This is a genomic window from Streptomyces erythrochromogenes, assembly GCF_040684695.1.
GTDB lineage: Bacteria > Actinomycetota > Actinomycetes > Streptomycetales > Streptomycetaceae > Streptomyces > Streptomyces erythrochromogenes_C.
Genome location: NZ_JBFBGM010000043.1, coordinates 1 through 15,115 on the forward strand (window position 1 = coordinate 1; position 15,115 = coordinate 15,115).

The 15,115-nt window shown below is 71.5% G+C and carries 13 protein-coding genes; all 13 read right to left on the reverse strand.

All coding sequences use genetic code 11. The annotated features are described in order from the left end of the window. Positions 1-507: 507 nt before the first annotated feature. Complete coding sequence (locus AB0O53_RS36645; protein WP_350996355.1) at positions 508-1,704, reverse strand: DivIVA domain-containing protein; 1,197 nt, start codon at positions 1,702-1,704, stop codon at positions 508-510. 82 nt (positions 1,705-1,786) lie between these two features. Continuing rightward, positions 1,787-2,083 (reverse strand): YggT family protein, encoded by a 297-nt coding sequence (locus AB0O53_RS36650; protein ID WP_030664053.1) that lies wholly within the window; start codon positions 2,081-2,083, stop codon positions 1,787-1,789. Positions 2,084-2,143: 60 nt separating this feature from the next. Next, positions 2,144-2,761, reverse strand: a complete 618-nt coding sequence (locus tag AB0O53_RS36655) for a cell division protein SepF (protein WP_350996358.1) — start codon at positions 2,759-2,761, stop codon at positions 2,144-2,146. Positions 2,762-2,910: 149 nt separating this feature from the next. Continuing rightward, positions 2,911-3,630, reverse strand: a complete 720-nt coding sequence (locus AB0O53_RS36660) for a YggS family pyridoxal phosphate-dependent enzyme (RefSeq protein ID WP_350996361.1) — start codon at positions 3,628-3,630, stop codon at positions 2,911-2,913. Continuing rightward, positions 3,617-4,381, reverse strand: coding sequence for a peptidoglycan editing factor PgeF (gene pgeF, locus AB0O53_RS36665; RefSeq protein WP_350996364.1), 765 nt, complete (start codon positions 4,379-4,381; stop codon positions 3,617-3,619). Before pgeF ends, AB0O53_RS36660 begins: the two co-directional genes overlap by 14 nt. Positions 4,382-4,398: 17 nt before the next feature. Next, complete coding sequence (ftsZ, locus tag AB0O53_RS36670; protein WP_031149457.1) at positions 4,399-5,604, reverse strand: cell division protein FtsZ; 1,206 nt, start codon at positions 5,602-5,604, stop codon at positions 4,399-4,401. Positions 5,605-5,883: 279 nt separating this feature from the next. Then, positions 5,884-6,738: a cell division protein FtsQ/DivIB gene (locus AB0O53_RS36675; protein ID WP_403142609.1), complete on the reverse strand. Its 855-nt coding sequence runs from the start codon at positions 6,736-6,738 to the stop codon at positions 5,884-5,886. A 30-nt stretch (positions 6,739-6,768) separates the two neighbouring features. Then, positions 6,769-7,863, reverse strand: a complete 1,095-nt coding sequence (gene murG / locus AB0O53_RS36680) for an undecaprenyldiphospho-muramoylpentapeptide beta-N-acetylglucosaminyltransferase (protein WP_046775255.1) — start codon at positions 7,861-7,863, stop codon at positions 6,769-6,771. A gap of 6 nt (positions 7,864-7,869) precedes the next feature. After that, positions 7,870-9,240 (reverse strand): putative lipid II flippase FtsW, encoded by a 1,371-nt coding sequence (gene ftsW / locus AB0O53_RS36685; RefSeq protein ID WP_350996369.1) that lies wholly within the window; start codon positions 9,238-9,240, stop codon positions 7,870-7,872. A gap of 70 nt (positions 9,241-9,310) precedes the next feature. After that, positions 9,311-10,891 (reverse strand): UDP-N-acetylmuramoyl-L-alanine--D-glutamate ligase, encoded by a 1,581-nt coding sequence (gene murD / locus AB0O53_RS36690; protein WP_365201431.1) that lies wholly within the window; start codon positions 10,889-10,891, stop codon positions 9,311-9,313. Next, positions 10,873-11,943 (reverse strand): phospho-N-acetylmuramoyl-pentapeptide-transferase, encoded by a 1,071-nt coding sequence (gene mraY, locus AB0O53_RS36695; RefSeq protein WP_350996374.1) that lies wholly within the window; start codon positions 11,941-11,943, stop codon positions 10,873-10,875. The genes murD and mraY overlap by 19 nt, the downstream gene beginning before the upstream one ends. Beyond that, the gene (locus AB0O53_RS36700; RefSeq protein ID WP_350996377.1) at positions 11,940-13,370 is read right to left on the reverse strand and encodes a UDP-N-acetylmuramoyl-tripeptide--D-alanyl-D-alanine ligase; all 1,431 of its coding nucleotides are present in this window, start codon (positions 13,368-13,370) and stop codon (positions 11,940-11,942) included. Before AB0O53_RS36700 ends, mraY begins: the two co-directional genes overlap by 4 nt. Further along, positions 13,367-15,076, reverse strand: coding sequence for a UDP-N-acetylmuramoyl-L-alanyl-D-glutamate--2,6-diaminopimelate ligase (locus AB0O53_RS36705; RefSeq protein WP_350996380.1), 1,710 nt, complete (start codon positions 15,074-15,076; stop codon positions 13,367-13,369). Before AB0O53_RS36705 ends, AB0O53_RS36700 begins: the two co-directional genes overlap by 4 nt. Between the last annotated feature and the right edge of the window lie 39 nt (positions 15,077-15,115).

Genomic DNA, 15,115 nt, shown 5'->3' on the forward strand with positions numbered 1-15,115 from the left:
TCGCGGTGGTCGCCGACCATCTGGTGCCGGCCGAGGTGGAGGCCCTGGTCCGGCGCGGGGCCGCCGGGGGGTGTCTCCTCGGCTCGGCGCGTGCGGGCACATCACGGGCCAGACGGGCCGGTCGCGCGCTCGTCCTGCGGGGACACCCCCCACCGTCCCCACACCCCCACCCGGGCGGTGTCCACCCGCCTGGTTACCCCGGGGCCGTGGGGCGGGGACACTCCGGGGGCTCCCCGCAGGACGAGCGCGCGACCGGCCCGTCTGGCCCGTGACACGGCAGCACGCGCCGAGCCGAGGAGAGCCCCCGGAGGGGCACCGCCCCACCCGAAGCCAGACCCAGCCCCGCCAGGGGGCACCTCCCAGCGGTAACTGGGGGAGCTTGAGGCGCGGCCACCGGCCCGCAGCCGGAGAACAGGGGCGCCCGGGTACGGGAACGGGCCGGGCCCGGTGCCCCCGTGGGGGAACCGGGCCCGGCCCGAACTGCTGACGCGCCGCGAGGCGTACCGCTTAGTTGTCGTCCTCGTCGATCAGGAAGCCCCGCATCGGCGACGGCGCCTGCATCGGCTGCGGCGCAGCCGGCCGGACCGGAGCCATCGGCTGGGTCATCGCCGGGGACATCTGCTGCTGGCCGCCGTAGGACGGACCGGCACCCATCGGGGAGGGACCGCCCATGGAGGGGCCGCCCATGGAGTGGCCCATCGCACCGGCCGGAGCCATCGAGGGCGACGGCGACGGGGGCAGCGCGGGACCGGCCGGGTTGCGCGGCGGGGCCAGGGAGTCGTCCGCCTGGGTCTCCAGCTGGCGCAGCTGCGACTCCAGGTAGGACTTCAGACGCGTACGGTACTCACGCTCGAAGCCCCGCAGGTCCTCGACCTTGCGCTCCAGCGTGGCGCGGGCGGACTCCAGGGAGCCCATCGCGACGCGGTGCTTCTCCTGCGCGTCCCGCTCCAGGGCGTCGGCCTTGGCGCGGGCGTCCCGCTCCAGGCCCTCGGCGCGCGACCGGGCCTCGCCGACGATCTTGTTGGCCTCGGAACGGGCCTCCGCGATCGCCTGGTCGGCGGTCTGCTGCGCCAGGGACAGGACGCGGGCGGCGCTGTCGCCGCCGGGGCCCTGCTGCGGGAGCTGCGGCGGCTGCTGCATCTGCTGCATGGGCTGACCCATGGGCTGCATCTGCTGGCCCATCGGCTGCATCTGCTGGCCCATGGGCTGCATCTGCTGGCCGAGCGGGTTCTGGCCGCCCATCGACTGCTGCTGGCCCATGGGCTGCTGGCCCATGCCCTGCGGTCCGCCCATGGGGTGCTGCTGCATGGGGCCGCCCATGGGGCCGCCCATCGGGCCGGGGCCCTGCTGGCCCTGGCCGCCGGGGCCCGGCGGGAGCTGCGGGGCGCCACCCGGCAGCTGGGGCGGGCCCATCTGCGGGTTCTGCTGCTGCGGCGGGCCGGATATGGCCGCGGGCACGGGGGCGCCGGGGCCGCGCTGGTCCTGGGGCTCGGGCTTGCGCATGCCCTGCTGCTGCTGGTTCTGCGCGGCGGCGCGCGTGGCGGCGGCCAGCTTGGCGCGCAGGTCCTCGTTCTCGCGCAGCAGGCGCGTCAGTTCGGACTCGACCTCGTCGAGGAAGGCATCGACCTCGTCCTCGTCATAGCCTTCTCGGAGGCGGACGGTCGTGAACTGCTTGTTCCGCACGTCCTCGGGAGTCAGCGGCATGTCTTCTTCACCTCTACGTAGTCGTCGGCAGTCGGCAAGACCGTATCGGGACCGTCCCCGCGCGTGCGGGGAAGCTCATCGTTCACACGCTTCTCGCAGCGGTGCTCACGAAGCTGATGAGGATGTAAACGATGATCATCAGAACGAAGAAGGACAGGTCGAGTGCCACGCCGCCGAGACGCAACGGCGGGATGAACCGCCGAAGGAGCTTGAGCGGTGGATCGGTGACAGTGTAGGTGGCCTCCAGAACGACCACCATCGCCTTGCCGGGTGTCCATGAACGTGCGAACTGGAACACATAGTCCATGACCAGTCGGAAGATCAGCACGATCAGGAAGCACATCAGCACGACGTAGACCACCTGCAGCGCGATGCCCATCCCGTGCTTCCCTCTCCCCGTTTCCCGATCTGTTCCCGGTCCCGTATCTGACGGATCGGTCTAGCTTTGGTTGAAGAACCCGCCCTCCGCGATGCGGGCCTTGTCCTCCGCCGTGACATCGACGTTAGCAGGCGACAGCAGGAACACCTTCTGTGTCACGCGTTCAATGCTGCCGTGCAGACCGAACACGAGTCCGGCGGCGAAGTCCACGAGACGCTTCGCGTCCGTGTCGTCCATCTCCGTGAGATTCATGATCACCGGAGTGCCCTCACGGAAGTGTTCCCCGATGGTACGGGCCTCGTTGTAGGTCCGGGGGTGCAGTGTCGTGATGCGGTACGGCTCCCGCTCGGAGACGACCTTGGGCATGATCACGGGGGCGTTCTTCTCCAGGTTCGTGCGATCAGGTGTGATGGATGCCACGGGGGCAATTCGCGCAGGACGTCCGTTTTCCACCGGAATTGGGATGGGTTCCCGCTGCGCCGGAGGCTGTGCGACTCGTACCGGTTCGTCCGATACGGGCGACTGGTGCACGGGCTGCTGTCGGCGATCCCGCTCCCGAGCCCGCTCCATCTCCGGCTCGGGCTCGAACTCGTCGTCGGGGTCGTACCCCGGGTTGTCGTACCGGTCGTCCTCCACGAGGCCGAGGTAGACCGCCATCTTGCGCATCGCGCCGGCCATTCTCCGAGTCCTCCGCTCTGTGGTGGATCGCCCTGTCGCAGGTGCCGCCGTGTCACGAATGTCACCAACTGCCCGCGATCCACGTGGTCTGCCCGCTCATCGACGGGAATGACCATATTTTCTGCTGTGGTCCGACTTTCTTCGCGACGTTACCCGAGCCGGGGTCTCGCGCCGAGTACCGCAGTGCCGACGCGTACATGTGTCGCACCGGCCGCCACGGCCTGTTCCAGGTCTGCGCTCATCCCGGCCGACACCATCGTGGCAGTCGGATGGTCCGCGCGCAGGCGGGATGACAATTCCACCAACCGCTCGAAGGCGGCCTGTTCGCGTCCCGCGTAGTGGCCGGACAGCGGTGCGACGGTCATCAGTCCGTCGATCCTCAGTCCGGGCGCCCCGGCGACGAGGTCCGCCAACTCCGCGAGCTGCTCCGGTGCGGCACCGCCCCGGGTCCCCCGCTCGCCCGACTCGGCGTCGAGGGCGATCTGGACGAGGCAGCCGATCTCGCGGCCGGCGCCGGTGGCGGCCGCCGAGAGTGCGGTCACCAGCCGGGGCCGGTCGACCGACTGCACCACGTGCGCGTATCCCGCCACGGAACGGACTTTGTTGGTCTGCAACTGACCGACGAAGTGCCAGCTGAGCGGCAGGTCCGCGCAGGCCGCGGCCTTGGGGGCGGCGTCCTGGTCGCGATTCTCGGCAACATGACGGACGCCCAGCTCCGCCAGGAGTCGTACGTCGCTCGCGGGGTAGGTCTTGGTGACCACGATGAGGGTCACCTCCTCCCGCCCGCGGCCCGCCGCCGCGCACGCGGTCGAGATGCGTTCCTCCACCCGCGCCAGGTTCTCGGCGAGCTCCGACTTACGATCCGTCATTCTTCTTTTCCCCCGGGGATCCGGGGCTCTCCCCCCGGGAAAGCTCCGTCAACCAGACATATCCGGCAAGCCGTCCGGTCACCCGGTCGCGGCGGTACGAGAAATGGTCCCGCGACTCCAGTGTGCAGACCGGGGAGCGGCGGGTGTCCACCACCCCCGCCTCCGCGAGCTGGGCGTGCACCCCCGCGACCACGTCGACCGCCGGTGTCCCCCAGCTGGTCTCGGCCCGGGCGGCGGGCACCGTTTCGGCCACCGCCTCCCGCATCTGCGCCGGCACCTCGTAGCAGTGCCCGCAGACCGCGGGTCCGGTACGGGCGACGATCCGCCCCGGCTCGGCGCCGAGGGAGACCATCGCCTCCACCGCCGCCGGCACCACCCCGGCGACCAGCCCGGGCCGTCCGGCGTGGGCGGCCCCGACGACCCCGGCGACGGGGTCCGCCAGCAGGACCGGGGTGCAGTCGGCGGTGAGCACGGCGAGGGCGAGACCCCGACGGGCGGTCACCACCGCGTCCACGGCCGGGATCTCCGCGTCCCCCCAGGGGGCGTCGACCACGGCCACGTCCCGGCCGTGCACCTGGTTCATCCAGACCACCAGGTCCGGGTCGAGTCCCAGGGACCGCGCGGCCAGGGCCCGGTTCGCGAGAACGGCGGCCGGGTCGTCTCCGACCGCGCCGCCGAGGTTGAGCTCTTCGTACGGAACGGCGCTCACTCCGCCCCACCGGTCGGTGAAGGCGAAGTGGGCGCCGCCCACGTGATGCTGCTCCGGTGTCACTTCAAGAAGTCCGGGACATCCAGTTCCTCGGCCGGGCTGTCCTGGTACGGCCGGGCCGTGGGGACCTGCGGCGCGGGGGCCTGGACCTCGACCGGGGCCGCCTCGACGGGGGCCGGGGGCTCCTCGCGCGGGGGGACCGTGCCGAGTCCGCCGAAGGCCGGGCGGACCGGCTCGGCGGCGCGGACCGGAGCCGGGGCGGGCTCCTCGCGCTTCGTGGACGCGGCGCCGATGACGTTGTCCCGGCGGGCCGGGGGCTGTCCGCCGTCGAACCCGGCCGCGATGACGGTGACCCGTACCTCGTCGCCGAGCGCGTCGTCGATGACGGCGCCGAAGATGATGTTCGCCTCGGGGTGCGCCGCCTCGCTCACCAGCTGCGCGGCCTCGTTGATCTCGAAGAGACCGAGGTCGGAGCCGCCGGAGATGGAGAGCAGCACGCCGCGGGCGCCGTCGATGGACGCCTCCAGCAGCGGCGAGGAGATCGCCATCTCCGCCGCGGCCACGGCGCGGTCGTCGCCGCGGGCCGAGCCGATGCCCATCAGGGCCGAGCCCGCCTCGGACATCACGGACTTGACGTCGGCGAAGTCGAGGTTGATCAGACCCGGGGTGGTGATGAGGTCGGTGATGCCCTGGACGCCCGAGAGCAGGACCTGGTCCGCCGACTTGAAGGCGTCCAGGACGCTGACCTGGCGGTCCGAGATGGACAGCAGGCGGTCGTTGGGGATGACGATGAGGGTGTCGACCTCTTCGCGGAGCTCGGCGATGCCGTCCTCCGCCTGGTTCGCGCGACGCCGGCCCTCGAAGGTGAACGGCCGGGTGACCACACCGATCGTCAGGGCGCCCAGCGAGCGCGCGATGTTGGCGACGACGGGTGCGCCGCCGGTGCCGGTGCCGCCGCCCTCACCGGCGGTGACGAAGACCATGTCGGCCCCCTTGAGGACCTCCTCGATCTCCTCGCGGTGGTCCTCTGCCGCCTTGCGACCGACGGCCGGGTTGGCGCCGGCGCCGAGGCCACGGGTGAGTTCCCGGCCGACGTCGAGCTTGACGTCGGCGTCGCTCATCAACAGCGCCTGGGCGTCCGTGTTGATGGCGATGAACTCGACGCCCTTGAGACCGACCTCGATCATTCGGTTGATGGCATTGACACCACCGCCGCCGACACCGATGACCTTGATGACTGCGAGGTAGTTCTGCGGTGCTGCCACGTCGAAGGCCTCTCGCCTCGAGTTACGTGTCGCCGCCTCGCGGGCCTGCGTTGCGACGACTGATGCCGAAATAGGGACGGTCCGAACGCGCCGACCCGAACCCTCACCCTGAAGTTTAGGGTTAGGGGTGTGTCTGTTCCTTGGACTCTTCCGAACAGGACACTAAGTCGACAAGTAGCGCGTGTTCAACGAACACGCCGAACCTCCCGTTTTTCTTTTCACCCTATGTGATCACCCGTATCGCTGGCCAACCAGGGTGCGCCGCTGTTCGACCTGACGTCAACTCCCGGCCGCCGCAGGGGCGGTGGGAACGCTCACGTCGAAGTGACCGGCCTTCGGAGCGGCTTTCAGCAAAGCGGTCAGCGCACGCCCCTTCGCCTCACTCTGTTCGCCACTGCCCCACCGCACGGACCGGCCTCCGGTCAGCTCCAGCACGATCGAATCGTAGGAACCCACCTTGACCTGCACGGTCTCCTTGGCCACCGGCGCCGGGAGGGACCCGGCGACGAGCACGGCCTCGTGCAGCAGCCGCTCTTCGTCGAAGCGGCGGGCGCTAGGGGAGCCCCCCGCGTTCAATTCGAGGACCGGAACACCGGCAGGTGCTTTCGGAACCGTGTCGAATCGCACACCCGATGCGTCCACTTCCACGAAGTTGGCGTCCTTTTTGATGAGCAGGACGGGTTTGCGTTCGGTCACCTTGAGTCCGATTCCGTGCGGCCAGGCCCGCACCGCATCGACCGAATCGATGCGGGGCAGGCGGCCGCGGACGCGGCTCTCGATCTCGTCCGTGTCGATGCTCACGAGGGGTGAGCCGACCGGTACGGCCGCGGCGGCGAGCACCTGTTCGGGGGTGAGCACCTGCGTGCCGGTGGCGGTGACCTTCTCGACGCGGAGCCAGGAGGACCCGTAGAGGACCCAGGTGCCCCCGGAGGCCAGGAGTACCGCGGCGGCCAGGGACGCCAGCACAGGGCCCCGGCGCAGGTGCCTGCCGGGGCCCCGTGGGGCGGTCCTCTTCGGGTCCTTCGCGGGCTTCGGGCCCTTGGGCGGCTTGGGAGAGCCGGCGCCCTTGCGGGGCGACCGGCCGGGCCGATCAGAAGACGGGGTTCCGCGCTGTGCGGTCGTCGCTCCGGCCACTCCTGTGCCTCCTGCGTCCGTGCTCCCGCGTCAGCGGGCTCGGTGGGCTGCGATCGCCTCGTACACCATGCCGACCAGCAGCTCGTCGGCGTCCCGGCGGCCGAACTCACCGGCGGCGCGGGACATCTCGTACAGGCGGTGCGGGTCGGACAGCACCGGGAGGACCTGGCCGAGCACCCAGTCGGGCGTCAGTTCCGCGTCGTCCACGAGCAGGCCGCCGCCGGCCTTGACCACCGGCTGGGCGTTGAGCCGCTGTTCGCCGTTGCCGATCGGCAGCGGGACGTAGGCGGCGGGCAGCCCGACGGCGGACAGTTCGGCGACGGTCATCGCTCCCGCGCGGCACAGCATCATGTCGGCGGCGGCGTACGCGAGATCCATCCGGTCCACGTACGGTACCGGCACATAGGGCGGCATCCCGGGCATGTTGTCGACACGCGGCAGTTCGTTCTTCGGCCCGACCGCGTGCAGGATCTGCACGCCGGAGCGCTGGAGGGTCGGAGCGACCTGCTGGATCGTCTCGTTGAGGCGCCGGGCGCCCTGCGAGCCGCCGGAGACCAGCAGCGTGGGCAGGTTGGGGTCCAGGCCGAACGCGGCGCGCGCCTCGGGGCGTACGGCGGCCCGGTCGAGGGTGGAGATGGAGCGGCGCAGCGGGATGCCCACGTAGCGGGCGCCGCGCAGCTTGCTGTCGGGCGTGGAGACCGCGACGGCGTGCGCGTACCGGGAGCCGATCTTGTTGGCCAGTCCGGGCCGGGCGTTGGCCTCGTGGACGATGATCGGCACCCCGAGCCGCTTGGCCGCGAGGTAGCCGGGCAGGGCCACGTAGCCGCCGAAGCCGACGACGCAGTCGGCCTTGGTGCGCAGGAGGATCTCCTCCGCGGCCTTGATGGTGCCGCGCAGCCGTCCGGGGACGGTGATCAGCTCGGGCGTGGGCTTGCGGGGCAGCGGCACGGCGGGGATCAGCCCCAGTTCGTAGCCGCGCTCCGGCACCAGGCGGGTTTCGAGTCCGCGCTCGGTGCCCAGGGCGGTGATGCCCACTGAAGGGTCCTGCCTGCGCAGGGCGTCCGCGAGGGCGAGCGCCGGCTCGATGTGGCCGGCGGTCCCCCCACCGGCGAGTACGACATGCACCGAAATTCACCGCTCTCCGGACGGACGCTTCTTGACGCGCCGTCTCATCGACTTCCATCTCACCCCGGTCCGCCTCCAGCCGGTCTTCGGCTGTCGCATCGCGAGGGCCGCGCGCGCGGCGGGCTCCTCCCGCGCGAAGGCGATGAGCAGTCCGACCGCGAACATGGTCGGCAGCAGGGCGGACCCCCCGTAGGAGAACAGCGGGAGCGGGACACCGGCGATCGGCAGCAGGCCGAGCACCGCACCGATGTTGATCACGGCCTGGGCCGTGATCCAGGTGGTCACGCCTCCCGCGGCAAACCGTACGAAGGAGTCCTCCGTGCGTCCGGCCACGCGGATACCCGCATAGCCTAGAGCCGCGAAGAGGGCGAGCACCGACAGCGTCCCCGCCAGGCCCAGTTCCTCCCCCGTGATGGCGAAGATGAAGTCGGTGTGGGCTTCGGGTAGTTGACCCCATTTTTCCACACTTGCACCCAGGCCGGAACCGAACCAGCCGCCCGATGCGAGGGCGTAGATCCCGTGTACGGCCTGCCAGCAAAGGTCGTTCTTGCCCGGTTCTGTCGCCCCGATGCACTCCAGCCGGTCCATGCGGTGCGGGCTGGTCTTGATGAGCAGTGCGACGATCGCACCCGCGAAGGCGAGCACGCCGACGAACATCCGCGTGGGGGCGCCCGCGAGCCAGAGCAGGCCGAACAGGATGGCGCCGAGGATCATCGCGGTGCCCATGTCCCCGCCCAGCATGATGAGCCCGAGCAGCAGGAAGGCCACGGGGACCAGCGGCACCAGCAGGTGCTTCCACTGGCTGAGCAGTTCCTTGTCGCCCTTGCGGGCCAGCAGGTCGGCGCCCCAGAGGATCAGTGCGAGCTTGCCGAACTCACTGGGCTGCAGCATGAACGGGCCGCCGAGGGAGATCCAGTTCTGGTTGCCGTTGATCGAGACCCCTATCCCGGGGACCTGGACCAGGACCATCAGGAAGAGCGTCCCGGCGAGCACCGGGTACGAGAGCGCGCGGTGCAGCTTGACGGGCATCCGGGAGGCGACCAGCAGGAGGACGCCGCCGATGACGGCGGCCAGGAACTGCTTCTTGAAGAAGTACGCGTCCCCCAGGCCCAGCTGGAGCGCCTTGATCATGGAGGCGGAGTACACCATCACCAGGCCGAGCACGGTGATGAGCAGGGAACTGCCGAAAATCAGGTAATAGGCCGTGAGTGGGCGGTCCCACGCCCTGCGCAACTGCTGCTGCGTGCGCCGGAGACCGGCCAGCGGCCCGCGCCCGGGGGGCCGCCCCGGGCGCTTCACACTCACCCCGGGGCGCTTGCGTCCCTGCGCCTTCACGGCGGACGGCCGCCGCCCCGGCAGCATCTGCTTGGCCGGCATCTGTGATCTTCCCCTCCACTCGTACGAGGCGAGCATCCGGCCGGAGGGAACCAGTCCCGGCGCCTCCGGCCTAGGCCGTGTCCGCGGCGTTCACGGCGGCCAGTTCGCGCACCGCTTCGGCGAACGCGTCCCCGCGCTTGTTGTAGTTCGCGAACATGTCCATCGAGGCGCAGGCCGGTGCCAGCAGGACCGTGTCGCCGGGCTCGGCGAGCGCGGCCGCCTCCCGGACCGCTGCGAGCATCGCCCCAGTGTCGGTCCGGTCGAGGTCGACGACCGGGACCTCGGGGGCGTGTCGCGCCAGCGCCTCGGCGATCAACGCCCGGTCGGCGCCGATCAGGACCGCGCCGCGCATCCGCGCGGCCGACTTCTGCACGAGCTCGTCGAAGGTCGCGCCCTTGGCGAGACCGCCGGCGATCCACACGACCTTGTCGAAGGAGGCGAGGGAGGCCTCCGCCGCATGGGTGTTGGTGGCCTTGGAGTCGTCGACGTAGACGACGGAGCCGACCTCGTCCACCCGGGCGACCCGGTGGGCGTCCGGACGGAAGTCGCGCAGCCCGTCGCGGACCGCGCGCGGCTCCACGCCGAAGGCGCGGGCCAGGGCCGCGGCGGCGAGCGCGTTGGCGATGTTGTGCGGGGCCGGCGGGTTGACGTCCTTGACCTCGGCGAGCTCCTGGGCGTTCTTCTGCCGGTTCTCCACGAAGGCCCGGTCGACGAGGATGCCGTCGACGACGCCGAGCATGGAGGGGCCGGGGGCGCCGAGGGTGAAGCCGATCGCGCGGCAGCCCTCCTCGACGTCGGCCTCGACGACCAGGTCCTCGGTGGCCTTGTCGGCCACGTTGTAGACGCAGGCCACCGTGTTGCCCTCGTAGATGCGGCCCTTGTCGGCGGCGTACGCCTCCATCGAGCCGTGCCAGTCGAGGTGGTCGGGGGCCAGGTTCAGGACGGCCGCCGAGTGGACGCGCAGCGAGGGCGCCCAGTGCAGCTGGTAGCTGGAGAGTTCCACGGCGAGGACGTCGTACGGCTGCTCGCCGAGCACCACGTCGATGATCGGGGTCCCGATGTTGCCGACGGCGGCGGTGCGCAGCCCCGCGGCCTTCAGGATCGACGCCAGCATCTGCGTGGTGGTGGTCTTGCCGTTGGTCCCGGTGATCGCCAGCCATTCGGCGGGCCCGGCCGGGGCCGCGTCGGCCCCTTCGCCGGCGCCTTCGGCGGTCGCGGCCCCGCGGGCGGCGCGGAGTTCCGCGCCGGCCCCGCGCAGCCGCCAGGCGACCTCGACGTCGCCGACGACGTCGACGCCCGCCTCGGCGGCGGCCAGGAAGAGCGGGCTCTGCGGCGGCCAGCCGGGCGAGGTGACGACGAGTTCGGTGCCCTCGGGCAGGGTCTCGCCCGCCCGGGCGCCGTCCGGCAGGTGGCCGAGGCGGACCTCGATGCCGAGTTCCGCGAGTTCCGCCGCCCTGGCCCGGTGTGCGTCGCCGTCGCCGTTGTCGACGACGGTCACGCGGGCGCCCAGCCCGGCCAGGGCCCGGGCGGCGCTGATGCCGCTGATGCCGAGGCCGGCCACGGTGATCCGGCCCGGCAGGCCGAACCGGCCCAGGGCGTCGGGGCCGAGCAGGCCGGCCAGGTCGGAGGCGGTCACTTGTCGGCTGCCCATCCCGCGTAGAAGATACCGAGACCCACGATGACGCACATGCCCTGGATGATCCAGAAGCGGACCACGACGAGGACCTCGGACCAGCCCTTGAGTTCGAAGTGGTGCTGGAGCGGTGCCATCCGGAAGACGCGCTTGCCGGTCAGCTTGAAGGAGCCGACCTGGATGACGACCGACATCGTGATGAGCACGAAGAGGCCGCCGAGGAGTGCCACCAGGAGCTCCGTGCGGGAGCAGATGGCGAGGCCCGAGAGCGCGCCGCCGAGGGCCAGCGAGCCGGTGTCGCCCATGAAGATCTTGGCGGGCGAGGTGTTCCACCACAGGAAGCCGAAGCAGGCGCCCATGAGGGCGGAGGCGACGACCGCGAGGTCGAGTGGGTCGCGCACTTCGAAACAGGCGTTCGGGTTCGTGAGGTCGGCGGCCATCGCGCACGACTCCTGGAACTGCCAGACGCCGATGAAGGTGTAGGCGCCGAAGACCATCACGGCGGCGCCGGTGGCCAGGCCGTCCAGACCGTCGGTCAGGTTCACGCCGTTGGACAGGGCCAGGATCATGAACAGCGCCCAGACCACGAAGAGCACCGGGCCGATCGACCAGCCGAAGTCCGTGACGAACGACAGCTTGGTGGAGGCCGGGGTGAGGTCGCGCGAGTCCTTGAACTGCAGTGCGAGCACCGCGAAGGTGATGCCGACGATCAGCTGGCCGGCCATCTTGGCCTTGGCCCGCAGACCCAGCGAACGCCGCTTGACGATCTTGATGTAGTCGTCGAGGTACCCGACCAGGCCCATGCCCGCCATCAGGAACAGCACGAGCAGGCCCGAGAAGCTCGGCTCCGAGCCGGTGAGGATCTTCGTCAGCGCGTACGCGACGAGCGTCGCCAGGATGAAGGAGATACCGCCCATGGTGGGCGTGCCCTTCTTCCCGGCGTGGCCGCGCGGGCCGTCGTCGCGGATGAACTGGCCGTAGCCCTTGCGGGCCAGCAGCTTGATCAGCAACGGCGTGCCGACGACGGTCAGGAACATGCCGATGACACCGGCGAACAGGATCTGCCTCATCGGCCGGTGACCTCGCCCTCGACAGTGCCCTCGAGCAGGGCCTGCGCCACCCGCTCCAGACCGGCCGACCTGGAAGCCTTCACCAGCACGACGTCACCCGGGCGCAGTTCACTGCGCAACAGGTCGACCGCCGCCTGCGCGTCGGACACGACCACCGACTCCTCACCCCACGAACCCTCGTTATATGCGCCCAGTTGCAGCCAGGAGGCTTCCCTGCCCCCGACCGCGACGAGCTTGCTCACGTTGAGCCGGACGACAAGTCGTCCGACCGCGTCGTGCTCGGCGAGAGCGTCGTCTCCGAGCTCGGCCATCGGGCCGAGCACCGCCCACGTGCGCCCCCCGTCCGCCCTGCTGCCACCGCCCATCGCGGCGAGCGCGCGCAGTGCGGCCCGCATGGACTCCGGGTTCGCGTTGTAGGCGTCGTTGACGATCGTCACACCGTCCGCCCGCTCGGTGACCTCCATGCGCCACCGCGACAGCGTGCCCGCCCCGGAGAGCGCGGTGGCGATCTCCTCGACGGACATGCCCAGGACGTGGGCGACGGCGGCCGCGGCGAGCGCGTTCGACACGTGGTGCTCACCGTACAGCCGCAAGGTCACGTCGCTGCACCCGGTCGGTGTGTGCAGTGTGAAGGAAGGCCGCCCCTTGTCCGTCATGCGGACTTCCGTGGCCCGGATTTCGGCGTCCTCGGCCTCGCCGAAGAGCACCGTACGGGCCTTCGTGCGGGCGGCCATGGCGCGAACGAGCAGGTCATCGGCGTTGAGCACGGCGACGCCGCCCTCCGCCTCGGCCGGCAGGGCCTCGACCAACTCCCCCTTGGCCTGCGCGATCTGCTCGCGGCCGCCGAACTCGCCGATGTGCGCGGTGCCGACGTTGAGCACCAGACCGATGCGAGGGGGCGTCAGTCCGGTGAGGTAGCGGATGTGGCCGATGCCGCGGGCGCCCATCTCCAGGACGAGGTGCTGGGTGTCCTCGGTGACGCGCAGCGTCGTGATCGGCAGGCCGATCTCGTTGTTGAGGTTTCCGGGCGTCCACACGGTGGGCGCGTGGTGCTGGAGCACCTGCGCGATGAGGTCCTTGGTGGAGGTCTTGCCGGCGGACCCGGTGAGGGCCACGACGTCGGTGCCCAGGCGGGCGACGACGGCGCGGGCGAGCGCGCCGAGGGCGGCCACCACGTCGGGGACGACGATGGCCGGGACGCCGACGGGCCGGGTCGCGAGGACGCCCACGGCGCCGGCGGCGAGTGCGCGTTCGGCGTAGTCGTGGCCGTCGACCCGCTCGCCGACGAAGGCGGCGAACAGGCTGCCCGGCCGGACCTCGCGGGAGTCGTAGACCACGGGGCCGGTGACCTGTACGGACGGATCCGGTATGTCGTGGGGCCGCCCGCCGGTGATGTCGGCGATCTCGGCGAGGGAAAGGGCGATCACTGGTTCACCTCGGCCTGTCGGACCTGGTTCGTTCGATCGAGCACGCGTTGGTGTTCGATCGCGGCGCGGAGCACCGTGCGGTCGTCGAAGGGCCGGACGACCCCTGCGGTGTCCTGGCCCTGCTCGTGGCCCTTGCCGGCCACGAGCACGGTGTCGCCGGACTCGGCGCGCGCGACGGCGGCGGCGATGGCCGCCGCCCGGTCGGCGTCGACGAGGACGGTGCCGCGCTCGGCGGGCGGTACGGACACGGCGCCGGCGAACATCGCGGCGAGGATCGCGAGCGGGTCCTCGGAACGCGGGTTGTCGGAGGTCAGCACGGCCACGTCGGCGAACCGGGCGGCCGCGGCCCCCATCGGCGCGCGCTTGGTGGTGTCGCGGTCGCCGCCGCAGCCGAGGACGATGTGCAGCTTGCCGGCGGTGACTTCGCGCAGGGCGCGCAGGACCGACTCCACGGCGTCCGTCTTGTGCGCGTAGTCGACCACGGCGAGGTACGGCTGTCCCGCGTCCACCCGCTCCAGCCGGCCGGGGACCCCGGGGACCGCGGCGACGCCGTCGGCGGCGGTCTGCGGGTCGAGGCCGGCGGCGGCGAGCGTGACGATCGCGGCGACGGTGTTGGCGACGTTGAACGGACCGGGCAGCGGGGCCTTGGCGCGCACGCGCTGTCCCTCGGGGCCGACCAGCGTGAGCGTGGAGTCCATGTGGCCGGTGACGACGTCCTCGGCGCGCCAGTCGGCGGCCGGGTCGCCCGCGACCGAGAAGGTGACGACCGGGACGGTCGCCTCCTTGGCCAGGCGGCGGCCGTACTCGTCGTCGAGGTTGACCACGCCCAGGCGGGACCGGCGGGGGGTGAAGAGCCCCGCCTTCGCCTGGAAGTAGTCCTCCATGTCGGTGTGGAACTCCATGTGCTCGGGGCTCAGGTTGTTGAAGACGGCGACGTCGAAGACGCAGCCGTCGACCCGGCCGAGCACCAGGGCGTGGCTGGAGACCTCCATGGCCACGGCCTCGACGCCGCGTTCGCGCATGACGGCGAAGAGGGCCTGGAGGTCGGTGGCCTCGGGGGTGGTCCGCTCGGACTTGATGCGCTCGTCGCCGATGCGCATCTCGACGGTGCCGACCAGTCCGGTGCTGCGGTCCGCCGCGCGCAGGCCGCCTTCGACGAGGTACGCCGTGGTGGTCTTGCCGGAGGTTCCGGTGATGCCGATCTGGAGGAGGTCCTCGCCGGGGTGGCCGTAGATCGCGGCGGCGAGTTCGCCCATCCGGCCGCGCGGGTCGGCGACGACCAGGACCGGCAGGCCGGTCGCGGCGGCGCGCTGGGCGCCGGCCGGGTCGGTCAGCACGGCGGCGGCGCCGAGGCCGGCGGCCTGGGCGGCGAAGTCGGCGCCGTGGGTCCTGGCTCCCTGCAGGGCCGCGTACAGGTCTCCGGGGCGGACCGCACGGGAGTCGTGCGTGATCCCGGTGATCTGCGCGGCGCCTGGCGACGGGACGCCCAGCAGCTCGGCCAGCTCGCCCAGGGGGCTCGGAGTGGCGGACGCGGGCCTGGGGGCTCCCGGCGGCGCTGCCGGGGCGTCTTGCTGGGTGGTTCTGGGCTGATCAGCGTGGGGCACGGCGGTGAGCGTACCGGGCGCGGCGGCCGGGCCGCGAAGTGAGGGCCCGGGCTCGGCTGCGGCGGCCGGTCGGTTCCCGGGTTTCGGGGTGATCGTTGTCACTGATGGTGCCTCACGCTTTTCTGGCGGGCAGTCCGCGGC

Bases quoted from the DNA above. Each gene is read 5' to 3' on its own strand.
- AB0O53_RS36645 (WP_350996355.1), bottom strand. From the start codon at position 1,704: ATGCCGCTGACTCCCGAGGACGTGCGGAACAAGCAGTTCACGACCGTC.
- AB0O53_RS36650 (WP_030664053.1), bottom strand. From the start codon at position 2,083: ATGGGCATCGCGCTGCAGGTGGTCTACGTCGTGCTGATGTGCTTCCTG.
- AB0O53_RS36655 (WP_350996358.1), bottom strand. From the start codon at position 2,761: ATGGCCGGCGCGATGCGCAAGATGGCGGTCTACCTCGGCCTCGTGGAG.
- AB0O53_RS36660 (WP_350996361.1), bottom strand. From the start codon at position 3,630: ATGACGGATCGTAAGTCGGAGCTCGCCGAGAACCTGGCGCGGGTGGAG.
- ftsW (WP_350996369.1), bottom strand. From the start codon at position 9,240: ATGCCGGCCAAGCAGATGCTGCCGGGGCGGCGGCCGTCCGCCGTGAAG.
- murD (WP_365201431.1), bottom strand. From the start codon at position 10,891: ATGGGCAGCCGACAAGTGACCGCCTCCGACCTGGCCGGCCTGCTCGGC.
- mraY (WP_350996374.1), bottom strand. From the start codon at position 11,943: ATGAGGCAGATCCTGTTCGCCGGTGTCATCGGCATGTTCCTGACCGTC.